This is a genomic window from Kitasatospora sp. NPDC056076 (genome assembly GCF_042266305.1).
Taxonomy (GTDB): Bacteria; Actinomycetota; Actinomycetes; order Streptomycetales; family Streptomycetaceae; genus Kitasatospora.
The window spans coordinates 1-21,569 of sequence record NZ_JBHJWG010000064.1 but is presented as its reverse complement, the minus strand read 5'-3'; the positions used below and the strand labels follow the sequence as shown (position 1 = coordinate 21,569).

The following is a 21,569-nucleotide window of genomic DNA, read 5'->3' as shown; positions in this document are numbered from 1 at the left end:
GAAATCGGGTGGTCGAAATCGCTGGCTGCGATTCGACCACCCGACGGCCCGGCCGACCAGGCGGAACGACCGGCGGAAGTACTTTTAGGTCATGTCCGGGTCAATTCTGCCTACGGCGTGGGCCGCTGCCCCTCGCCCCCGGAGCCCCCGGAGCCCCCCTCGCCCCGGGAGCTTCCGGGCGGCGGCGCGTCGTACGAGGAGGTGCCCTCGTCCAGCAGCGGCTCCTGGGTCTTGAGGTGCGCGGGGGCCAGGGCCCGCAGCGCGTGGTAGCCGGTGATGACGACCAGGGTGCCCAGCGCGATGCCGCTGAGGCTGAACGTGTCGCTGAACTTGAGGGTCACGTTGCCGATGCCGATGATGATGCCCGCCGCGGCCGGCACCAGGTTCAGCGGGTTGCGCAGGTCGACCCCGGACTTGATCCAGATCTGGGCGCCGAGCAGCCCGATCATGCCGTACAGGATGACGGTGATGCCGCCGAGCACCCCGCCCGGAATGGCCGCCACGACGGCGCCGAACTTCGGGCAGACGCCGAACAGCAGGGCGAAGCCGGCCGCGGCCCAGTAGGCGGCGGTGGAGTAGACCCGGGTGGCGGCCATGACGCCGATGTTCTCGGAGTAGGTGGTGTTGGGCGGGCCGCCGAGCGCGGTGGAGAGCACCGAGCCGATGCCGTCCGCGGAGATCGCGGTGCCCAGCTTGTCGTCCAGGTTCTCGCCCGTCATCTCGCCGACCGCCTTGACGTGCCCGGCGTTCTCGGCGACCAGCGCGATCACCACGGGCAGCGCGACCAGGACGGCGGACCACTGGAAGGAGGGGCCGTGGAAGGCGGGCAGGCCGATCCAGTCCGCCTTGCCGACGCCGGAGAGGTCCAGGCGCCAGTGGTCGGTCAGCTGCCCGCCCGGGCCGACCGAGTGGATCCTGCCGAAGACCCGGTCGAAGACCCAGGAGATCCCGTACCCGAAGACCAGCCCGAGGAAGATCGCCACCCGCGACCAGAAGCCGCGCAGGCACACCACCGCGAGCCCGGTGAACAGCATCACCAGCAGCGCCGTCCACTGGTCCTGCGGCCAGTACGTGGAGGCGGTGACCGGGGCGAGGTTGAAGCCGATCAGCATGACGACGGCGCCGGTGACGATCGGCGGCATCGTCGCGTGGATGATCCGCGCCCCGAAGTACTGCACCGCCAGGCCCACCAGGAACAGCACCACGCCCACCACGAGCACCGCGCCGGTCACCGTCGCGCTGGTGCCGCCCTGCGCCCGGATCACCGCGGCGACCCCGACGAAGGACAGCGAGCAGCCGAGGTAGCTGGGCACCCGGCCGCGGGTGGCCAGCAGGAAGATCACGGTCGAGACGCCGGACATCATGATCGCCAGGTTGGGGTCGAGCCCCATCAGCACCGGGGCGACGAAGCTCGCCCCGAACATGGCGACCACGTGCTGGGCGCCGAGCCCTGCCGTACGGGGCCAGGAGAGCCGTTCGTCGGGGCGGACGACCGCTCCCGGTGCGGGCGTCCGCCCGTCACCGTGCAGCTTCCAGCGCACGCCGAGATCCATGTGGGGGTTCACTTTCTGTCAGCTTCCGGGGGGTGTCCGCACCATTCTGGTGCGTCCCGGCCCCGGATCGCGCCACCGGCCCCGCGCCTGACCTGCGCACTCGCACGCGGGCGGCGGGAGTGGGGCCGGGGCCGGGGGAGTGCGACGGGGCGTCAGCCCCGGGCGTCGACGGCGGCGTTCGCCAGGTCGCCCAGCCAGGCGTCCAGGCCCTGGCGCAGGATCGCGGTGGCGGCCGGGACGTCCGCGTCGACCTGCGGGCCGGTGTGGGTCTCCTCGGTGCGCACCAGGACGCCGCCGCGCACCGGGGTGAAGGTCCATACGTGCACGCCGTCGATGTGCAGGCCCTCGGCGACGGCGGGGCCGGTCCAGCGGATGCAGGCGCCGGGGCGCAGCTGCCGGACGGTGGAGGTGATGTCCAGGGCGGGGGCGGTGGTGGCGGGGTTGGGCGGCAGCGGGGTGGTCCAGTGGAACGCCGAGCCGGCCCGCAGCGGACCGCGGTCCAGGCGCTCGGCGCCCGACACGGCGTGCTGCCAGGACGGCCAGCGGGCGACGTCGGTCTGCAGCCGCCAGACGGTGGACAGCGGCGCGTGGATCACGGCCTCGGTGCGGTAGTGGATCCGGGCTGCGGGGTCGACGCCCTGTCCCCGGCAGGTGAGCGGGGCGGTGGGGGAAGCGGCGGTGGCGGCCTGGGCCGGCACGGCGGCGGTGCCGAGCACGGCGGCGGCGAGGGCGGCGGCGGACAGGGCGGCGGACAGGGCGGTGCGGATGCCGGACATGGCGGTCCCCTTGGGTCGACGGAGGTCTGGTGGATCCGTTAGATGTTCTGTCGTTCGCTAGAAGTTGTAACTCCTGAGTCCGGCCGGGGTCAACAGGCCCAGTGATAGCCTCTAACCAAAACGTGAGGATGTAGCCCACGCGGCACGGAAGGCGGCGGAGCATGGCGGAGGCGGAGGCGGACGCCGCGACCCCCAGGGAGCGCTACCGCGCCCAGGTGCGCGAGGAGGTCAAGCGGCACGCCCGGGAGCAGATCGCCACGGCCGGGGCCTCCGCGCTCTCCCTCAACGCCATCGCCAGGCGGATGGGCCTGAGCGGGCCCGCGCTCTACCGCTACTTCGCCGGCCGCGACGAGCTGATCACCGCACTCGTCCGCGACGCCTACCGCAGCCTCGCCGACACCCTGCGGGTGGGCGCCGAGGGCGGCGCCGACCTGCGCGCGCTGGCCCACGCCCTGCGGCTGTGGGCCCTCGCGGACCCCCAGCGCTACTTCCTGATCTACGGCACCCCCGTGCCCGGCTACCACGCCCCCGAGGACACCACCGCGATCTCCGGCGAGATCATGACGGTCCTGCTGGACGCCTGCGCCGCCGCCCCCGCCGGGCGGGGGTCGCCCCCCGCCGCGCTCGCCGACCACCTCGCCGACCACCGCGACTGGGCCTCCGGCCACCCCGCCCCGCCCGAGGCGCTGCACCGCTTCCTGAGCCTGTGGACCCGCCTGCACGGCGTGCTGTCCCTGGAGCTGGCCGGCCACTTCGCCGGGATGGGCTTCGACCCGGCCCTGCTCTACGCCGCCGAACTCGACGACCTGCTCGCCACCCCGCGCGCCTGAGGGGGCGTCACAGCAGCTCTGCCCGGGCCGCCTGGATGCCCGCCTGGAACCGGGTCCGGGCCCCGAAGCGGTCCATCAGCTCCCGCACCCAGCGCTGCACCGTCCGCGTCGACACCCCCAGCTGCCGGGCGATCGACTCGTCGGTGAGCCCGGCCGCCAGCAGGGCCAGCAGCTGCCGGTGCCGGTCCTCGGGCGGCTCCTCGGACGGCTCCGGCAGCCGCATCGCGTGCGCCCAGTACAGCTCGAACAGCCCGGCCAGCGCGTCCAGCAGGGTCGAGGGCCGGATCAGCAGCACGCTCTCCAGCTCGGTGCCCGCGCTGACCGGCAGCAGCGCCCAGCGGTCGTCCAGCAGGGCCAGCTTCAACGGCACCTCGGTGTGCACCCGGGCCTGCTCCCCGGCCGCCGTGAAGGTGCGGATCTCCGCCAGGCGCTCCGGGTCGCGCAGCACCCGGCTGTGGTACACCACCCGGGTCGTCACCCCGCGCCCCAGCAGGGCCAGTTCGGTGCGCGGGTCGGAGCGCCGCACGTACGGCGGGCGGTCCAGCACCCGCAGCCGCTCGCGCACCCCCAGTTGCAGGGTGCGCCACAGCTCGGCGATCGAGCGGCGCCCGCTGATCACCTCCACCGGTCCGGCGGCCTCGCCGTCCGGGCGGCCCTGCCGGTAGGTGCGCATCAGCCCGTCGATCCGGCCCCGGGTCCGCCGCAGTTCCACCTCGCGCCGCAGCAGCAGCTCCTCCAGTGCCACGTCGGGCGGCACCGCCGTCCACGCGCCCGCCGCGCAGGCCTCCACCAGGCCCAGTTCGGCCAGTACGGCCAGCGCCGCCACCACGATCGAGGCCCGCAGGTTCAACTGCGCGGCCAGCCACTGCGGTTCGGCCGCCGGCAGGCCCAGCAGCCGCAGGTAGAGCTGCTCCTCCAGCGCGCCGAGCCCGAGTCCGGCGAGCATGCCCGTCCCCGGCACGACCCTCTCCTCGCGTTCATGACAGCCAGTGGAACAGAGCGACTGTGCGCCACCCGGTGGCCGAAATCAAGGGATTGACCGTTCGACATGTTCCCGCCATGTCGGGTTCCGGCCCCCACGGCTCCCTTCCCGGCCCGGCCGGGACGCCACCAAGCTGGGCGCCACCCCCACAACGCCCAGTCGAGGAGCCCTCCATGGCCCTTTCCCGCACCGGCCGCCTCGTGCTCGCCGCCGCCCTGGCCCTGCCGGCCGCGGCGGTCGCCGCCCCCGCCGCCAGCGCCGCCCCCACCCACACCGCCGCCCACGCCTACGGCGCCCACCACTACGGCCACGGCGCCCGCTACGACGGCGGCGTCTGGGGCGGCTACGTCGCCCAGGGCAACGGCTTCCAGAGCGTCTCCGGCTCCTGGACGATGCCCACCGTCCAGTGCAACACCTCCAACGACCTGTTCGCCCCCTGGGTCGGCATCGACGGCTACGGCTCCCAGACCGTCGAGCAGACCGGCGTCCAGGTCGACTGCTCCAGCGGCTCCCCGGCCTACTCCGCCTGGTACGAGATGTACCCGGCCCCGCCGCAGTACTTCAACGACCCGGTGGACGCCGGCGACAGCTTCACCGCCTCCGTGGTCAACAGCGGCGGCTCCACCTACACGCTGCGGATCACCGACACCACCAAGGGCTGGACCGAGACCACCGACCAGCAGCTCGACGGACAGAACGTCAGCGCCGAGGCCGTCATAGAGTCCCCGAGCCAGAGCTACCCGTCCTTCGACCGCCTGGACTTCTCCGGCGTCACCGTCAACGGCCAGGTCTTCGACAGCTACTCGCCGCAGGCCATCAACAGCGGCCAGTACACCGAGACCCCGCTCAGCAACGGCGCCTTCGCCATCGTCCCCGCCTGACGCCCCCGCGCCACCGCCACCGCCCGTAACCGCACCGCCCGCCCCGGCCCGCACCCCACACGGGCCGGGGCGGGCGCACGCGTTCCGGGGCGTACGGCGCCGCGCCGCACCCCGACCCGCCCGCGCCGCACCCCACCCGCCCCCACGCCCGCCGCACACAATGCGGTGAACCGTGCACGACCGTGTACGTGCGACCAGGGGAACGCCACGATGGACAGCACCTCCGCCACGACCGTCCTGGCCGACGTCGCCGTGGTCCTGCTCACCGGCGTCGCCCTGACCCCGCTGCGCACCCGGCTGCGCCAGCCCGCCGTGGTCGGCGAGATCGCCGTCGGGGTCGTCCTCGGCCACGGCGTGCTCGGCCTGCTGCCCGGCGACCCCACCGAACGGCTCTTCCCGCCCGCCGCCCGCGCCCACCTCGCCGTCCTCGCCCAACTCGGCATCGTGCTCTTCATGTTCGCCGCCGGCTGGGAGCTCGACCTGCGCCGACTGGCCGGCCGGGCCCGCACCGTGCTGGCCGTCACCACCGCCTCCCTCGCCCTGCCCTTCGCCCTCGCCGCCGTCCTCGCGGCCGCCCTGCTCGCCCGCCACCCCGCCCTGGCCGGACCGGCCGCCACCCCGGCCCTGTTCACCGTCTTCCTCGGCATCGCGCTGTCCGCCAGCGCCCTGTCCGTCCTGGCCCGCATCGTCGAGGAGAACCGCCTCCAGGCCGACGGCACCGGCGTGCTCGCCACCGCCTGCGGCGCCCTCACCGAGATCCTCCTGTGGTGCGCCGTCGCCGCCGTGGCCGCCGCCGCCCACGGCCCCGACCACGGCGGCCTGCCGGCCGCCCTCGCCCGGATCGCCGGCTGCGCGGCCGCCCTGGTCCTGCTGGTCCGCCCGCTGCTGCGCCGCCTGCTGCTCGGCCCCGCCCGGCGCGCCGTCACCGACCGGCCGCTGCTGGTCCTGCTCGCCGTCGCCGGCGCCGCCCTGCTCTGCGCCTGGACCGCCTCCCGGCTCGGCCTGCACGCGGTGATCGGCGCCTTCGCCCTCGGCCTGGCCATGCCCCGGGACGCGGGGGAGGAGCTGCGCCGGGCCGTCCAACTGCCGCTGCGCAACGCCGGCGCCCTGCTCGTCCCGGTCTTCTTCGCCCTCACCGGGCTGTCCGTGGACCTGCACGGCATCGACGCCGCCGGCCTGCTCGCCGCCGCGCTGCTGCTGGCCGTGGCCTGGGGCGGCAAGTTCGCCGGGGCCGTCCTCGGCGCCCGCCTCACCGGCGTGCCCCGCCGCGAGGCCGCCACCCTGGGGGTGCTGCTGAACACCAAGGGCCTGGGCGAGGTCCTCATCCTGACGCTGGGGCGGGACCTGGGCATCATCGGGGAGCGGCTGTTCACGGTCCTGCTGCTGACCGCCCTCGCGGCCACCCTGCCGGTCAACCCCCTCGTGCACCGCCTCGCCGGCCGGGCCGGCGCACCGGCACCGCGCCCGCTCCTGGAGGCCCGAGCGGCCCCGGGCGCCCCGGGCGGCTGACCCGGGGCGCCCGGTCGCCCTCCGGCCGGGGCGACCGGGCCCGCGTCAGCGCAGGCCGGCGAAGAGGTCCTGCTCCGGCAGGGCGGCGCCGGTGGTGTCGCGGACCCGGACGAAGGTCTCCGTGCCCATCAGCTCGGTGAAGCGCTCCTTGCCCATCCGCAGGAAGAAGATGTTCTCGCCCTGGCTGGCGTGCGCGGCCAGCGCGTCGTACTTCTGGCCGCCGAAGGCGTGGGTGTCCACCCAGGTGGTGACCTCCTCGTCGGGCAGCCCGATCGGGGGCAGCTCGGGCTCGGGGGCCCGCCCGGCCCCGGCGGCGGCCTCCCCGGCCTCCCCGGCGTCCGCGGCCTCGCCGGCCTGCTCGTCCCAGTCGGTGCCGAACTCCTGCATCGCCGCGAAGAAGCGCTTCATCGACGAGTGCGGCGCGGTGGTCCAGTACACCTTGGACGTCACGTCCGGGACCAGCTCCAGGGCGGCCATGGTGATCCGGTGGGCCTGGATGTGGTCGGGGTGGCCGTAGAAGCCGTTCTCGTCGTAGGTGACGACGACGTCCGGCCGGTAGCGGTGCAGCAGTTCGGCCAGCCGGGCCGCGCCCTCGGCGACGGGGGTGCCCCAGAACGAGCCGGGGGCGTCGTTGGCGGGCCAGCCCATCATCCCGGAGTCGCCGTACTCCAGCAGTTCGAGGTGCTCGACGCCCAGCACCCGGCAGCTGGCCTCCAGTTCCTTGCGGCGCAGCGCCGCGACCGCGGCCGGGTCGTGCCCGTCCTCGCCGGGCTTGACGCCGCCGGGGCCGTCGCCGCAGGCGCCGTCGGTGCAGGTGACCAGGACGGTGCGGACGCCCTCGGCGGCGTAGCGGGCGAGGACGCCGCCGGTGCCGGTGGCCTCGTCGTCGGGGTGGGCGTGCACTGCCATCAACGTCAGGGGCCGGTCGGCCATGGTCTCGTCCTCGGTTCGTATGGGTGATCCACCCCCCAGTCTGCCCGGCCGCTCCGACACCCCGCCGCCCGCCCTCGCCCGACGCCGTGGCCGACGCCGTCCCGCGCCGTTCGCCGCGAACTGATATGAATGTTCTTCGGACAAGCCATTCACAACAGTTGACGCGTCCTCACCCGAGGGCACCCCCGCCCGCTGAGGCCGTCCCCCGAGGCGGCCCCCTGGGGCCGCCGCCGACTCCCGTCCGGGTAGCCCGCACTGCCCGAACGGGTATCCGCCCGGGCCCACCCGAGTACCCGTACTCGGGTGGGCCCGGCGCCGCGCGCACCAGCATGGCGCCGTGCACCCGGCAGCGACCCCGAGGATCGGCACCCGCGCCACACCCTCGCCGGCTACCGGCCCTGACACCCGTCCTGACCGCCCGTCCGGCCCGAATGGCCCACAGATCCAGCGGTCAATTGGATACCCCGTTGGGGCATCGGTCCTGGCTAGGGTCGAGGCACACGCTGCGCCGCGAGAACGGGCGCACGCCAACGGGAGGGAACCCATGCGCAAGATCATCATCGGGCTGGCCGCCACCGGTCTGCTCCTCGCCGGCACCGTCGCCACCGCCGGCACCGCCGAGGCCGCAGGCACCCGCTGCGGCGACTGGAGCACCGCCGAGCCGCTGCTCAAGTACGGCGCCACCGGCGACGCCGTCAGGGAGCTCCAGTGCGAGCTCAACTACTCGCTCAACCCCGACGTCTTCGGCAAGACCACCGTCGACGGGGTCTTCGGCGACGACACCCTGCGCCGCGTCCGCATCTTCCAGAACTGTATGCCGAACCTCCAGGTCGACGGCCAGGTCGGCCCGCAGACCTGGGGCCAGCTGGACTGGTGGAGCTCCAAGGACGCCTACCCCAACTGCACGGCCATCTAGGTAGGAACAGCTGGTAGGAACAGCTGGTAGGAACAGCTCGTGGCAAACCCGGGGGCGGGGCATCCGGAGCCCCGCCCCCGGGCGCCGTCCGAGCACCGGCCCCGTCAAGGAGATGGTCCACCGTGCTGATCGCCGACTTCGACGCCTACGGCCGGGTCGCCGACTTCGACCCGGCGACCGGACGGCTCGGTCCCGACCGCACCGCCGACCCCGGGCAGCCGACGCACGGCCACTACGGCCGGCTCGGCGGCACCCAGGTGGTGTTCTACCGGGCCGGGGACGGGCTGCGGATCCGGGTGGGGGAGCGGGACCTGCTCCTCGACGCCGCCACCACCGTCCGGCACCGGATCGCCGAGCCGCAGTGCGTGCTGACCGTCGGCCGGGCCGTCGAGTTGCGCTACCCGGTGCCGCCGGAGTGGTACGGCCTGGCCGACGACCCGACCCCGTTCGTCGAGGCCGAGCACTTCGACCTCGGCCTGTTCGCCGCCGACGTCCTGGCCGCCCCCGGGCGGGCGGCCCGCATCTACCGCTGACGCCCGGCCGGGTCCTGCGGTCAGTCGTCGTCGAGCCCGCGGCCCAGGACGGCCGGGCCGAGGTCGGCGGGCAGGTGGCCCGCCGCCAGGGCGACGGCCTCGGCGGCCGAGGGGGCTTCGGCGAGGACGCGGGACAGCGGCTCCTTGCCCGGCGAGTTGTAGAGCGGGTTGTCCCGGACGTAGTAGGGGCCGTTCGGCGAGGGGGTGACGGCCACCTCGTCGCGGAACGGGAAGTCGGTGCAGGAGCTGAACGCGACCGTCCAGTGGCTGAGGTACACGGAGAGCCGCCGCAGCCGCGGTTCGGCGTGGGCCGCTTCCACGAGGTCGGTGAACTCGGGGAAGTCCTCGGTCCGGGCCGCGTGTTCCCGCACGTGCCGCCACTGCAGGTCCACCACCGCGGCCGCCCCCTGGGCGAGGGCGTCGGCGAACTCCACGGCGCACTCGAAGGGCAGTTCCGCCGCCATCTCCCGCAGGCTCCGGCCCGCTCCCCAGGCCACGCCCGCCCGGACGACGGCCGCGAGGTCGGTCGTCCCGCCGCCGATGAGCTGGTTGCTCCCGCTGCGGCCCGCGATGCCGAACCGCCGGCGCGGGGCTTCGTCGATGTAGACGGAGAGCGGCTCGCGGTCGGGGGTCGAGGAGGCGATGCGCGCCGCGGTGAGCGAGCCCGGTGCTCGGGGCGTCACCGCGAGGGCGATGCCGAGGCCGGCCGCCGTCCGCTCCAGCAGCGCGGCCAGGCTGCCCGCGGCAGCCACGTCGGGGTAGAGGTCGCAGTCCATGGCAGCACTCTGTCGCCGCCGCGCGGTGAACGGAAGGGCGGGCGCGGGCCGCTGCGCCGCCGTCAGCAGCGCCGGTCGGGCCCCGGGTGGTGTCCGCGGGCCGCGCCCGCGCCGCCGGACAGGGCCCGCAGGGCGGCCCGGGCGGCGGCCTCGCCCTCGTCGTACTGGTGGGCGCGGGCGGCGAGCAGGGCGGCGTCGAGGTGGCGGGTGGCCTCCGCGCGGCGGCCGCTGGCGGCCAGGGCGCGGCCGTACAGGGTCTGCAGGACGACCCGGCGGGCGGCCGGGAAGGGCGGTTCGGCCACGGCGAGGCCGCAGGCGGCGTGGTGGGCGGCCGCCTCGGGGTCGCCGCCGGCCAGGCAGGTGTCGGCGAGGTGCTGGCGGGCGAGGGCGACGAGGTCGGCGCGGCCGGCCTGTTCGGCCAGGGCGAGGGCGCTGCCCAGCAGGTCCCGCACCCGGGCGGGGACGTTCCCGGACCCGGGCCGGCCGTAGCGGGCGAGCGCGGCGGCGAGGTTGACCAGGGCGACGGCCTGGGCGCTGCGGTCGCCGGCCAGGGCGGCCAGGCCGGGGGCCCGTTCGAGGTGGACCAGGGCCTGCTCGGGCCGGCCCTCCTCCAGCAGCACCCAGCCGAGCAGGGCCCGGGCCCGGGACTGGGCGCCGGGGTCGAGGTCGGCCTCGGCGGCGGCGAGCCCGTGTTCGAGCAGCGGCACCCAGCCGTCCCGGACCTGCCACACGATCAGCGGCCACTGCAGCAGCACCAGCCGCCAGGCCCGGTCGTGCAGTCCGGCCCCGACCGCCGCCTCGACCGCGCCGCGCAGGGTGTCGCGTTCGGCGGCGTACCAGGCCAGGGCGCTCGCCCGGTCGGGGAAGGGGCGCACCTCGACGGGCCGCCGGGCCCCGGCGGGCAGCTCGCAGCACGGTTCGCTGCCGGGCTCGGCGGCGGCGCTCGCGGCGAGCAGGGTGTTCAGCAGGTGGTCGAGGAGCCGGGACAGGGTGTCGGAGTCGTCCTCCTCGGGCGGGGTGCGCAGGCTGCGGGCGTAGAGGCGCACCAGGTCGTGCAGGGTGTAGGCGTCCCGGTCGATCTCGACCACCAGGTGGGCGGTGGCCAGCTGCCCCAACGCGCCCGCGACCTCGGGCAGTTCGACGTCGGCGAGGGCGGCGGCGGTGCGGCTGTCGAGGGTGGTGCCGGTGTGGGTGCCCAGGCGGCGGAACAGCCGGCGGGCGGGGGCGGACAGGTGCTGGACGGTCAGCGCCAGGGCGGCGGCGACACTGGTGTCCTCCACCTCCAGCAGCCCCAACCGGCCCTGCTCGTCGGCGAGTTCGTCGGCGAGCGCGGCAAGCCCCTGGTGCGGGCAGGTGGCGAGGCGGGCGGCGGCCAGGCGCAGGGCGAGCGGCAGCCCGTCGCACAGCCGGGCGAGCCGGGCGGCGGCCTCGGGCTCGGCGCCGACCAGGTCGGGGCCCAGGTCGGGGCCCAGGGTGGTGGCGAGCAGGCTGACGGACTGCGGGGCGGACAGTTCGGCCAGCGGGACGGGCCGGGCGGCGTCCGAGGCGACCAGCCCGCCGAGCCGGTCGCGGCTGGTCACCAGGGTGACGCAGCCGTCCCCGTCGGGCAGCAGCGGGCGGACCTGCTCGGAGCGGCGGGCGTTGTCGAGCACGATGAGCATCCGGCGCCCGGCGGTCAGCTCCCGGTAGCGGGCGGCCAGCGCCTCGGGGGAGGAGGGCATCTGCTCCGCGGGCAGGCCGAGGGCGAGCAGCAGTTCGCGCAGCACCGCACCGGTGGCGCGTTCGGGCAGCGGACTGTGCCCGCACAGGTCGACGAACAGCCGCCCGTCGGGGAAGTCGGCCTGGCGCTGGTGCGCCCAGTGCACGGCGAGGGCGGTCTTGCCGACCCCGGCCCCGCCGGTGACGACGGTGACGGCGCCGGGGGCGCGGGCGGCCCGGTCGAGCGCGGCCAGCTCGTCCTCGCGCCCGGAGAACCCCCGGGGCCGCCGGGGGAAGGGCCACGGCGCGGGGACGGGCTCCGCCGGCACGGCGGCGGGGGCGGGGACCGGCGCGGGGGCGGGGGCGGGCGCCGTCGCGGGCCCGGATGCCGTCGCGGGCCCCGGTGCCACGTCGCCGAGCAGCACCAGCTCGTGGGCCTCGGCGAGCTCCGCCCCGGGGTCGATGCCCAGCTGCTCGGCCAGGGTCCGGCGGGCGCGGTGGAACCACTCCAGCGCCTCCGGGCGCCGCCCGGCCCGGCCGAGAGCCGTCACCAGCGCGGCGACCAGCGACTCCCGCAGCGGATTGAGCGCGGCCTCGGCGGCCAGCACGCCCGCGGCCGCGCCGTGGTCGCCGAGCCGCCCGTGGGCGCGGGCCAGCTCCTCCACGGCGGACAGCCGCAGCTCCTCCAGCGCCCGGGCGGCGCACTGCAGCGGCAGGCTGGGCTCGGTGCCGGCGAGCGCGGGCCCTCGCCACAGCGCGAGCGCCTCCCGCAGGGCCGCCACCGCCCGGTCGGGCTCACGGGCGGCGCCGGCCTCCTGGACGAGCCGTTCGAAGCGCCGGGCGTCCACCGCCGCCTCGGGCACCCGCAGCAGGTAGCCGCCGCTGCCGCCGCTGCCGTCGGTGGCCAGCTCGACCCCGGCCTCGGGGGCCCGGTGCTCGGCCAGGACCGCGCGCAGCCCGGAGACGTGGTTGTGGATGACGGTGCGGGCGTGCCGGGGCGGCTCCTCCTCCCAGAGGGCCTCGGTCAGCCGGTCGATGCCGACGGGCGCGCCGGGGTTCAGCGCCAGCGTGGCCAGCAGGCTGCGGCGTTTGGGCGAGCCGAGGGCGAGCTCCCGCCCGTCCGCGGTCACCACGGCCACCGAGCCCAACAACCGGAAGTCCACCAACGCCCCCACCTGACCAGCAAATATAACAAGCATATGACAGTAAGGGATCTGTCGATAACACACGGTGCCCCCTGCCCGGAGCACCTCGCACCACCCCGCCCGGCGCCCTGGACGGACCCGTACCCGATCGGATCCAATACCACCTCCGGACACCAGGGGAGGGGACCGATGCTGACCGACACCTCGACCGCCGCGGGCAGGGCGATCCTGCTCCACGACCGCTACCCCACGCTCGACGAGCTCACCGCCACCGCCCACCACCTGGCCGCCCGCCACCCCGGACGCTGCCGGCTGCGCACCCTCGGCACCTCCCGGGCCGGGCGTCCCCTCCAACTCCTCTCGATCGGCCCCGACGGCCCCCGCCCCGCCGACGGCCCCCGCCCCGGCGCTGACGTCCTGGTCGTCTCCGGCGCCCACGCCGACGAGTTCTCCGGCCGCGCCGGCCTCGTCGAACTCGCCCACCGGGCCCTGGCCCGCCCCGCCCGGCACCCGGCCACCACCTGGCACCTGCTGCTCTGCCTCGACCCCGACGGCGCCCACCTGGCCGAAGGCGGCCTGCTCGCCCGCACCCTGCCCGCCTACTTCGCCGGCTACTACCGCCCCGCCGCCGAGGAGCAGCCCGAATGGGCCCCGGCGATCGGCGGCCGCCTCCCCGAGAGCCGGATCCTGCTCGACCTGATCGACGAACTGCGGCCCGCCCTCCAGCTCTCCCTGCACACCGCGGACGTCGGCGGCACCTTCCTCCAGGCCACCGCCGACCCGACCGCCCTCGCCGCCCCCTTCGCCCGCTCCGCCGCCGCCCTCGGCATCCCGGTGGAGACCGGCTCCTTCGACACCCACCGGCTGCCCGCCGTCAGCCCCGGCGTCTTCCTGATGGAGCCCGAGCACATCGACACCCAGGAGAACACCACCGGCATGCTCACCGACCAGGACGAGGCCCGGGGCGGCGCCCGGGCCGCCACCTGGTTCGCCCCCCGGCGCCACGGCGGGCGCACCGTCGTCGTCGAGGTGCCCGCCTGGACCAGCCACCACCTGGGCGACGACGCCCCCGTCCCCGCCCAGGACGCCGACCGCCACCTGCGCGCCGCCGCCGACCACCTGCGCGAGCGCGGCCGACAGCTCACCGCCCTGCTGACCGCCCTCCCCCCGCACGAGGACCCGCACGACACCCCGCTGCTGCGCGCCACCCGCACCCAGCTCACCGCACTGCGCCAACTCGCCGACGCCTGGGACCCGCGCACCCCCGAGGGCCCCCGCCCGGCACCGCCCCCGCTCACCCGCGCCCACCTGGCCGGCATCGACCTGTGGGCCCACCGCATCCCGGTCCGCGCCGCCGCCCTGCTGCGCCGCGCCATCCCCGCCCAGGACCCCCGCCCCGCCGCCCTCCTCGACACCTGGTGCGCCCACTACCGCCACCGCTTCCGCCCCACCTGGCTCCCCGTCACCCGCCAGGCCGCCCACCACGCCAACACCGCCGAAGCCGCCGCGGCCGCCGTCCCCCTCCCCTGACCGCCCGCCCCGCGCGGGGCGGGCTCCGGAGGCTCCGGGAGGATGGCCGGGTGAGCTCCCATCCCCGGCGTCACCGCGCGGCGCCGTCCCACGTCCACCGGATCACCAAGTACGACCCGGCCGACCGCGACGAGCGGGGCTGCTACACGGGGACGGAGGAGGCGGTCAGCGACCACGGGCCGGTCGAGGCCGCCTACCTGGAGGCCGTGGCGGCCTTCGCCGAGGAGAGCGGCGTGCGCTGGCTGTCGATCCGCGAACCCCAGGCCCCGCCCGGCTTCGCACACTTCGGCGCGGAGCCGGCGGTCGAGGGCGGCGGCCTGGCGGGGCTGTTCCCGCCCGACCCGACCGGATTCCACCCCGGCTTCCACGACGGCGCCCGGGTGCCGGTCGCGGTCGGCCTGGAACTGGTGCGGGCGATGCTCCGCGACAGCGGCGCCTGGTGCCGCCTGGAGACCGAGCCCGACGCCGGGTACGGCCCCGAGCCCGCCTTCGCCGTGCACGTCGGCTGGGACCAGTACCTCTACGTCGGCAGCGACGCGCCCTGCCCGGCGGCGGTGGCGCGCACCCGCGCGCTGGGCCTCCACCCGGAACCGATGGACGCCTCCCCGTACGAGGCCGAGGACGACGAGCCAGGCGAGCAGTGCCCGGCTGACGAGGAGTTCTGGACCCGGCTGCGCCGGTACGTGGTGGAGGGCCGGGCGGCGCTGCTGGAGGAGGTGCCCGCCGACAACGCCTGCCGCTGGCACCGGCTCGGCGACGGTACGGCGGCGAGGACGGCGGCGGAGGTGACGAGGGCGGAGGAGGCGGTCGACGCGGTGCGCGCCCTGCTGGTCCCGCGCGCCCAACTCGCCGTGTGGCCGGAACTGCTCACCGACGTCGCCGCCGCCCTGGCCGCCCTGCCCGAGGACGGCCCGGTCGAGTTCCTCCGGGAGGGCCGCGACGGCCGGATCACCGGCACGGTCGCGGACGCGGAGGATCTCAGGGAGCGGGCCGCCGAGCTGTCCGGGGCCCGGGCCGCCGCCGTCCTGTCGGTGTACGCCGGCGAGCGCGGCCCGCTGTTCACCGCGGTGCTGCCGGACGCCGACGGAGTCCTGCGCGCCCGCTGGCGCACCGAGCCGGCGCCGGGGGACCGGGAGCCGGGGCCCGAGTAGGGCGCGCTCAGGACTCGACGGGGTCGCGCAGGGCGGGGCGGGGCGGGGGAGCGGGGTCGTCCTCGGAGAGCAGTGAGCCCCGTACGCGCTGGACGTAGCGCTCGATCAGGTGGCACAGCACGCTGACGGTCGCGGCGACGTCCGGTTCCGGGACGCCGTCCAGGGCGTCGGTCAGGCCGGTGATGTTGGCCTGTTTCAGCCGCTCGAGCAGAGCGCGGCCGTCGGGGGTGAGGGCGACCCGGCGGGCCCGGCGGTCCAGGGCGTCGGGGGTGCGGGCCACCAGGTGCTGGCTCTCCAGGCGGTCGATCTGCCGGGTGACGTGGGAGGGCTTGACCATCAGCCGGGCGGCCAGGTCGCCCACCCGGCTGGGCCCGTCGGCCTCGGCGAGGGCGCGCAGCAGGTAGACGTCCGAGCGTGCGGCGGTGATGCCGGCCTTGGCGGTGCGGCGCTCGTGTTCCTGGGAGCGGGTCAGCAGGTAGGCCAGCGAGGCCAGTACGGCCTCCAGGTCTGCGGTGGCGGTGTCCGCGGTGGCGGTCCGATCGTCTGCGGCGTCCGACATGGGGGAACTTTAGCGGCCGGTGCGCCTCCCGGCTGCGGCGCAGACCGGTCACCGGATTTCGGACAGATTCGGCGCCCACCGGATGGGCCCTTTCGCCGCCACGGACCGCGAGTTAGCGTGACAGCGAGTTAGTTGCTTTTGGCACGTAAATGCTCCGGGCCCGCACGCCCGCCGCACCCGCGTGCCCCGCACGGCCGCACCCTCGCGTGCCCCGCACGGCACCGCGGGCCGGACCGGACCGACCCATCCGGCACAGCCAGCTCCGAGAGGGGAGCCCCCCATGGCCACCGCCGCACAGACCCCCCGCTTCACCCACCCCGCCGCCCGCGGCACCTGCCCCTTCGCCCCGCCGCCGGCCTACCAGCAGGCCCAGCAGGACGAGCCGATCAGCCGCATCTCCCTCTGGGACGGTTCCCCCAGCTGGCTGCTCACCCGCCACGAGGACATCAAGGCGGTGCTCTCCGACGCCCGGTTCAGCTCCGACTCCACCCGCCCCGGCTTCCCCTTCGTCAGCGCCGGCGCCCGCCAGCTGAACAACGGCCAGCCCGTCTTCATCCGGATGGACGACCCCGAGCACGCCCGCCTGCGCCGGATGCTCACCGGCGAATTCATGATCAAGAAGGTCGAGGCGCTGCGCCCCGAGGTCCAGCGCATCGCCGACGAACTGCTGGACAGGATGACCGAGGGCCGCACCGGGGCCGACCTGGTCCGCGAGTTCGCCCTGCCGCTGCCCTCCCTGGTCATCTGCCTGCTGCTCGGCGTCCCCTACCAGGACCACGAGTTCTTCCAGGAGTGCAGCCGCGTCCTGCTGCGCCGCGACTCCTCGGTCGAGGACGTCATCGCCGCCCAGGCCCGGCTGACCGACTACCTGGAGGAACTCACCGACACCAAGCGCACCCACCCCGACGACGGCATCCTCAGCCGCCTGGTCGAACGCGGCGAACTCAACACCGCGGAGATCGGCGCGATGGGCCGGCTGCTGCTGGTCGCCGGGCACGAGACCACCGCCAACATGACCGCGCTGTCCGTCCTCGCCCTGCTGCGCCACCCCGCCCAGCTCGACCACCTGCGCCGCCACCCCGAGGCCGTCCCCGGCGCCGTCGAGGAACTGCTGCGCTACCTGACCATCGTGCACTCCGGCCTCACCCGGGTCGCCACCGAGGACGTCGAGCTAGGCGGGGTGCGGATCCGGGCCGGCGAGGGCGTCGTCTGCATGATCAGCACCGCCAACCGGGACACGGCGCAGTTCACCGACGGCGACAGCCTCGACCTGACCCGCGACGCCCGCCGCCACCTCGCCTTCGGCTTCGGCGTCCACCAGTGCCTGGGCCAGCCGCTGGCCCGGCTGGAACTGCAGATCGCCCTCGACACCCTGCTGCGGCGCCTGCCCGAACTGCGCCTGGCCACCGCCTTCGAGGACGTCCGCTTCCGCGGCGAGATGCTCATCTACGGCGTCCACGAGCTGCCCATCGCCTGGTAGTCCGGGCCCGCCCCCACCCCCGAACCCCCACCCCCGAAGGGAACCCCATGCTCGTCCTGATCGACCAGGAGAAGTGCTGCGGCGCCGGCCACTGCGTGCTCGCCGCCCCCGAGGTCTTCGACCAGCGCGACGAGGACGGCATCGTCGTCCTGCTCGACGCCCGCCCCCCGGCCGGCCTCCACCAGGCCGTCCAGGACGCCGCCGCGGTCTGCCCGGCCGCGGCGATCACCCTGGAGAACGTGTGACCGCACTGCGCGAGGTGGCCGTCGTCGGAGCCGGCGCCGCCGGACTGCACGCCGCCGAGGCGTTGCGCCGGGCCGGCTACGACGGCCGCCTCACCCTCGTCGGGGCCGAGCCCGAACCCCCGTACGACCGGCCGCCGTTGTCCAAGCAGCTGCTCGACGGCCGGCTGCCGGCGGACAAGCTGGCCCTGCGCGGGAGCGCCGCCCTGGCGGAGCTGCGGCTGGACCTGCGCCTGGGGGTGGCGGCCGAACGCCTGGACCGCGGCGCCCGCACCCTGCACCTGGCCGACGGCCGGCAGGTGCGCTGCGACGCCCTGGTGGTGGCCACCGGCGTCCGCCCGCGCCGGCTGCCCGGCGCCGAGACACCGCTGCCCGGCGCCCACGTGCTGCGCACGCTGCCCGACGCCCTCGCCCTGCGCGAGGAACTACGGCCGGGCGCACGGCTGTTGGTGGTCGGCGGCGGACTGCTCGGCGCCGAGGCGGCGGCCACCGCCGTCGGGCTCGGCGCCGAGGTGACCTGGCTGGTGGCGGCCGCCGCGCCGCTGGCCGCCGTCCTGGGCGCCGAGACGGCCGCGCTGCTGACCGGCCTGCACCGCGAGCACGGGGTGCGGATCCACCGGGGCGCGGCCGCCGCCGTGCTCCGGCGGCACGGCCGGGCCGCCGGCGTACGGCTCGCCGACGGCGGCGAACTGGCCGCCGACGCCGTCCTGATGGCCATCGGCTCGGTGCCGGCCACCGAGTGGCTGGCCGGCAGCGGGGTCCCGCTGGCCGACGGCGTGGCCTGCGACGCCCACTGCGCCGCCGGCCCCGGCGTCTGGGCGGCCGGCGACGCCGCCTCCTGGCCCGACCCGCGCACCGGCCGCCGCCGGCGCCTCGAACAGCGCACCAACGCCACCGACCAGGCCCTGCTCGCCGCCCGCAACCTGCTGGCCGGCCCGGACGGCACCCGCCAGGCCTACGCCCCGGTCCCGTACCTGTGGACCGACCAGTACGGCCTGCGGGTGCAGGCCTTCGGCAGCCCGGGCGCCGCCGACGGCTTCGAACTGGTCGACGGCAGCCTCGCCGAGCACCGGTTCGCCGCCGCCTGCCTGCGGGAGGGCCGGGTCACCGGCGCGGTGGGCATCGCCGCCGCCCGCGCCCTGCGCGGACTGCGCGCCCAGGTCGCGGCCCACGGCCCCTGGCCGCCCGCCGCCGAACGGGAGGCCGCACCGGTCGGCTGAGCCGGGGGCCGGGGGCCGGGGGCCGGGGGCCGGCGGGCCAGGGCTGGGTGCTGGGAGGCCGGGCGGGAGGCCGGCCGGCAAGGGGCGGCGGCCGGCCGACCCGGCGGCATCGGGAGCAAATCGCTACATTAGGGGCATTTGGCAGCAGCAGCGCCAGGCACCGTGCGCCCACGCAGAGAAGGCCGACCGCCTTCGGAAAGGGTCCCCATGCACCCCGCCCTCAGCCCCGCCGTCCTCGCCGAACTGCGCCGGCCCCGGCCCTACCCGGCGGTGTCCGTCCTGATGCCCACCCACCGCCGCGAACCCGACAACACCCAGGACCCGGTACGGCTGCGCAACCTGCTGGCCGAGGCGAAGGAACGCCTCCAGGCCGACCCCGAGGTCTCCCGGGCCGACCGGATCGACGTGGTCGGGCAGCTCGACAAGGCCCTCGCCGAGGTCGACCTGGTGCACGCCGAGGACGGCCTGGCGATCCTCGCCGCGCCCGGCGAGCACCAGGTGTGGACCTTCGCCCGCACGGCCCCCGCCCGGGTGGTGCTGTCCGACACCTTCCTCACCCGCAACCTGGTCTCCGCCCAGGCCGCCGAGCGCCCCTACTGGGTGCTGGCCGTCGCCGCCGACCGGGCCGTGCTGTGGAGCGGCACCCCGGAGCGGGTCACCGAGGACCGCGCCCACGGCTTCCCGCTGACCCGCGCCTTCTTCGACAACCCCGACCCGGAGCGCCGCGAGCGCATCGGCGACACCCCCAGCACCTTCCGCGACGAGGAGACCAAGACCTTCCTGCGCCAGGCCGACACCGCGCTCGGCAAGGTCCTGGCCGCCGACCCCCGCCCGCTGTACGTGGTCGGGGAGGCGCCCGCCCTGGCCCTGCTGGACGCCGCGGGCCCGATCGCCAAGGAGGCCACCGCCCAGATCCCGCACGGCGGCCTCGCCCAGGCCGACGTCGAGACCGTCCGCAAGGTGGTCGGGCCCGCCGTGCGGGCCCACGCCGAGCAGGAGACCGCCGACGCCCTCGCCCGGCTGGACAAGGCCCGCGGCCGCTCCGGGTTCGCCGCCGGCCTCGACGAGGTCTGGCAGGCGGTGGGGGAGGGGCGCGTCGCGCTCCTGGTGGTCGAGGAGAACCACCGCGCCACCGTCCGCGACGCCGGCGAGCACCTCGTCCCCGCCGAGCCCGGCGAGGCCGGCGCCCGCGAGGACATCGTCGACGAGGTCGTCGAGCGCGCCCTCGACACCGGGGCCCGGGTCGCCTTCGTCCCCGACGGCACCCTCGCCGACGCCCGCGGCATCGCCGCCGACCTGCGCTACTGACCGCACCGACCCCTCACCGTCGCGCCCGGGCCGCGCCTCAGCGCCCGTCCCGCGCCGCACCGCCCGGGCGCGACGGCCGTCAACTCCCCCGCCCCGCACGGCAGTACGGTCCGCAGACGCCGCGTCAGGTACTCCACCGGCCGGTCCCAGCACGCCCCCGCGGCCGGGATGACGCACCCTCATGACCCGCCCGGCGTCAGCAGTGCGAGGCTTCGGCCATGGACGTCGACCCACCACCGCGCCGCCGCCGGACCGCGGCGGCCCCCGCCGCGCTCACCGCCGCACTCACCGCCGCGCTCCTCGCGGGCTGCTCCTCCGGCGGCGAGGGCGCGGTCTTCGTCACCGAGAAGGGCACCAGCATCGGCCGGGCCGCCGCCGACGGGCGCCGGGACGCCCCCGAGGTGACCGGGCAGACCCTGGAGGGCGGCCCGGCGGCCCTCGCCGACCACCGGGGCAAGGTCGTCGTCGTCAACATCTGGGGCTCCTGGTGCGGCCCCTGCCGCACGGAGGCGCCCGCCCTGGAACGCCTGCGGCAGCACTACCAGGGCCAGGACGTCGAGTTCCTCGGCATCAACACCCGCGACCAGGACATCGCCAACGCCCGGCGCTTCCAGCAGGAACAGGGCCTGACCTACCCCAGCCTGTTCGACCCGGCCGGCACCCAGCTGCTCAGGTTCCCCGCGGGCACCCTCGACGCGGGCTCCCTCCCGACCACCCTGGTGGTCGACCGCCGCGGCCGTCTCGCGGCGCGCGCCCTCGGCGGCCAGAGCTACGATGCCCTGGAGTCCATGGTCGAGCCCGTGCTCGCCGAGAAGTCCGGCTGAGCGCGGCCGAGTGCGGCCGGGTCCGGCCGAGCGCGGTGGCGCCCCGCCGGGGCGTAAATCGTTTGGGCGGGCGGGTCGTCGGCTGCTACCGTCTGCCCAGCCGTGCGACCGATGCGAGGAGGTGAGACCCATGAAGGCAGGAACCGAGTGGGTGCTCCCCCTCGTCGTCACGGTGGGCGATTGACGTTGGCGTCGCCCGGGAGCGCCTCAGGCAAGGCACTTCCGAAAGGCAGCACCATGAGTGCGCCGCATCCTGCCCCGAGCGCTCCTCTCCCCAGCGCCGCTGTCCCGAGCGCCGCTGTCCCGAGCGTCCCCGCCGCCGCGCCCCCGGAGGGCGCCGCCCGGCGTGCGGGCAGCACCCTGGAACCGGTCCGGCGCTGACCCGCGCACCGGCCGCCCCGGCATCGAACGAACGACCCCGACACCGAACGAACGAAGAATGAGGTGAACACCATGACCAAGACAACGAACGGCATCGAAGTCGAAGGCACCGTCATCGAGTGCCTGCGCAACGCCAACTTCAAGGTGGAACTGCAGAACGGGCACGTCGTCCTGGCCCACATCAGCGGGAAGGTCCGCAAGAACCACATCAAGATCCTCCCGCACGACCGGGTGCTCGTGGAGCTCAGCCCCTACGACCTCACCCGCGGCCGGATCCGCTACCGCTACCGCAACTAGCGGCCGGCGGCGGGAGAACCGGTGGCCCGGCACGCTCCCCCGTGG

The 21,569-nt window shown here is 76.0% G+C and carries 20 protein-coding genes; 13 read left to right on the top strand and 7 right to left on the bottom strand.

The window, feature by feature from the left end; all coding sequences use genetic code 11:
- Positions 1 to 110 precede the first annotated feature (110 nt).
- Positions 111 to 1,553: a uracil-xanthine permease family protein gene (locus ACFC1T_RS34895; protein WP_375895793.1), complete on the bottom strand. Its 1,443-nt coding sequence runs from the start codon at positions 1,551 to 1,553 to the stop codon at positions 111 to 113.
- A gap of 152 nt (positions 1,554 to 1,705) precedes the next feature.
- Positions 1,706 to 2,329: an SRPBCC family protein gene (locus tag ACFC1T_RS34890; protein ID WP_375895791.1), complete on the bottom strand. Its 624-nt coding sequence runs from the start codon at positions 2,327 to 2,329 to the stop codon at positions 1,706 to 1,708.
- Between the two features lie 161 nt (positions 2,330 to 2,490).
- Between ACFC1T_RS34890 and ACFC1T_RS34885 the strand changes: the two genes are divergently transcribed.
- Complete coding sequence (locus ACFC1T_RS34885) at positions 2,491 to 3,159, top strand: TetR/AcrR family transcriptional regulator (RefSeq protein ID WP_375895788.1); 669 nt, start codon at positions 2,491 to 2,493, stop codon at positions 3,157 to 3,159.
- A 7-nt stretch (positions 3,160 to 3,166) separates the two neighbouring features.
- Here the strand turns inward: ACFC1T_RS34885 and ACFC1T_RS34880 are convergent, their stop codons facing one another.
- Entirely contained in the window at positions 3,167 to 4,120 is a 954-nt protein-coding gene (locus ACFC1T_RS34880) for a LuxR C-terminal-related transcriptional regulator (protein WP_375895785.1), read from the bottom strand.
- 194 nt (positions 4,121 to 4,314) lie between these two features.
- Here ACFC1T_RS34880 and ACFC1T_RS34875 point away from each other — a divergent pair, with 194 nt between their 5' ends.
- Together ACFC1T_RS34875 and ACFC1T_RS34870 are read left to right on the top strand one after the other, a co-directional pair.
- Positions 4,315 to 5,022 carry a G1 family glutamic endopeptidase gene (locus ACFC1T_RS34875; RefSeq protein WP_375895782.1) on the top strand — a complete coding sequence of 236 codons (708 nt, stop codon included), beginning with the start codon at positions 4,315 to 4,317 and terminating at the stop codon, positions 5,020 to 5,022.
- A gap of 210 nt (positions 5,023 to 5,232) precedes the next feature.
- Positions 5,233 to 6,531, top strand: coding sequence for a cation:proton antiporter (locus ACFC1T_RS34870; RefSeq protein WP_375895780.1), 1,299 nt, complete (start codon positions 5,233 to 5,235; stop codon positions 6,529 to 6,531).
- Positions 6,532 to 6,576: 45 nt separating this feature from the next.
- Here the strand turns inward: ACFC1T_RS34870 and ACFC1T_RS34865 are convergent, their stop codons facing one another.
- Positions 6,577 to 7,464: a PIG-L family deacetylase gene (locus ACFC1T_RS34865; RefSeq protein WP_375895778.1), complete on the bottom strand. Its 888-nt coding sequence runs from the start codon at positions 7,462 to 7,464 to the stop codon at positions 6,577 to 6,579.
- A 544-nt stretch (positions 7,465 to 8,008) separates the two neighbouring features.
- On the opposite strand from ACFC1T_RS34865, the gene ACFC1T_RS34860 reads away from it, so the two are divergent.
- Both ACFC1T_RS34860 and ACFC1T_RS34855 read left to right on the top strand, forming a co-directional pair.
- Entirely contained in the window at positions 8,009 to 8,380 is a 372-nt protein-coding gene (locus tag ACFC1T_RS34860) for a peptidoglycan-binding protein (protein ID WP_375895775.1), read from the top strand.
- A gap of 122 nt (positions 8,381 to 8,502) precedes the next feature.
- Entirely contained in the window at positions 8,503 to 8,913 is a 411-nt protein-coding gene (locus ACFC1T_RS34855) for a hypothetical protein (protein ID WP_375895772.1), read from the top strand.
- A gap of 20 nt (positions 8,914 to 8,933) precedes the next feature.
- Here the strand turns inward: ACFC1T_RS34855 and ACFC1T_RS34850 are convergent, their stop codons facing one another.
- Together ACFC1T_RS34850 and ACFC1T_RS34845 are read right to left on the bottom strand one after the other, a co-directional pair.
- Positions 8,934 to 9,689 (bottom strand): DUF6193 family natural product biosynthesis protein, encoded by a 756-nt coding sequence (locus ACFC1T_RS34850; protein ID WP_375895769.1) that lies wholly within the window; start codon positions 9,687 to 9,689, stop codon positions 8,934 to 8,936.
- A gap of 62 nt (positions 9,690 to 9,751) precedes the next feature.
- Positions 9,752 to 12,562 (bottom strand): BTAD domain-containing putative transcriptional regulator, encoded by a 2,811-nt coding sequence (locus tag ACFC1T_RS34845; protein WP_375895767.1) that lies wholly within the window; start codon positions 12,560 to 12,562, stop codon positions 9,752 to 9,754.
- Between the two features lie 159 nt (positions 12,563 to 12,721).
- On the opposite strand from ACFC1T_RS34845, the gene ACFC1T_RS34840 reads away from it, so the two are divergent.
- Together ACFC1T_RS34840 and ACFC1T_RS34835 are read left to right on the top strand one after the other, a co-directional pair.
- Positions 12,722 to 14,062: a M14 family zinc carboxypeptidase gene (locus ACFC1T_RS34840; RefSeq protein ID WP_375895764.1), complete on the top strand. Its 1,341-nt coding sequence runs from the start codon at positions 12,722 to 12,724 to the stop codon at positions 14,060 to 14,062.
- Positions 14,063 to 14,112: 50 nt separating this feature from the next.
- Entirely contained in the window at positions 14,113 to 15,213 is a 1,101-nt protein-coding gene (locus tag ACFC1T_RS34835; protein WP_375895761.1) for an RNA-binding protein, read from the top strand.
- 7 nt (positions 15,214 to 15,220) lie between these two features.
- On the opposite strand, the gene ACFC1T_RS34830 is transcribed toward ACFC1T_RS34835, so the two are convergent.
- Entirely contained in the window at positions 15,221 to 15,772 is a 552-nt protein-coding gene (locus ACFC1T_RS34830; RefSeq protein ID WP_375895759.1) for a MarR family winged helix-turn-helix transcriptional regulator, read from the bottom strand.
- A 280-nt stretch (positions 15,773 to 16,052) separates the two neighbouring features.
- On the opposite strand from ACFC1T_RS34830, the gene ACFC1T_RS34825 reads away from it, so the two are divergent.
- The 6 genes from ACFC1T_RS34825 (at position 16,053) to infA (ending at position 21,524) form a co-directional block, all read left to right on the top strand.
- Positions 16,053 to 17,252: a cytochrome P450 gene (locus tag ACFC1T_RS34825; protein ID WP_375895757.1), complete on the top strand. Its 1,200-nt coding sequence runs from the start codon at positions 16,053 to 16,055 to the stop codon at positions 17,250 to 17,252.
- A gap of 47 nt (positions 17,253 to 17,299) precedes the next feature.
- The gene (locus tag ACFC1T_RS34820; RefSeq protein ID WP_375895754.1) at positions 17,300 to 17,497 is read left to right on the top strand and encodes a ferredoxin; all 198 of its coding nucleotides are present in this window, start codon (positions 17,300 to 17,302) and stop codon (positions 17,495 to 17,497) included.
- The gene (locus tag ACFC1T_RS34815) at positions 17,494 to 18,714 is read left to right on the top strand and encodes an NAD(P)/FAD-dependent oxidoreductase (RefSeq protein WP_375895751.1); all 1,221 of its coding nucleotides are present in this window, start codon (positions 17,494 to 17,496) and stop codon (positions 18,712 to 18,714) included. Before ACFC1T_RS34820 ends, ACFC1T_RS34815 begins: the two co-directional genes overlap by 4 nt.
- 207 nt (positions 18,715 to 18,921) lie before the next feature.
- Positions 18,922 to 20,022, top strand: coding sequence for a chemotaxis protein (locus ACFC1T_RS34810; protein ID WP_375895748.1), 1,101 nt, complete (start codon positions 18,922 to 18,924; stop codon positions 20,020 to 20,022).
- 218 nt (positions 20,023 to 20,240) lie between these two features.
- Entirely contained in the window at positions 20,241 to 20,846 is a 606-nt protein-coding gene (locus tag ACFC1T_RS34805; RefSeq protein WP_375895745.1) for a TlpA family protein disulfide reductase, read from the top strand.
- Between the two features lie 453 nt (positions 20,847 to 21,299).
- A complete protein-coding gene (infA, locus tag ACFC1T_RS34800; RefSeq protein ID WP_188306513.1) occupies positions 21,300 to 21,524 on the top strand; it encodes a translation initiation factor IF-1 in 225 nt (74 codons plus the stop codon).
- Positions 21,525 to 21,569 lie beyond the last annotated feature (45 nt).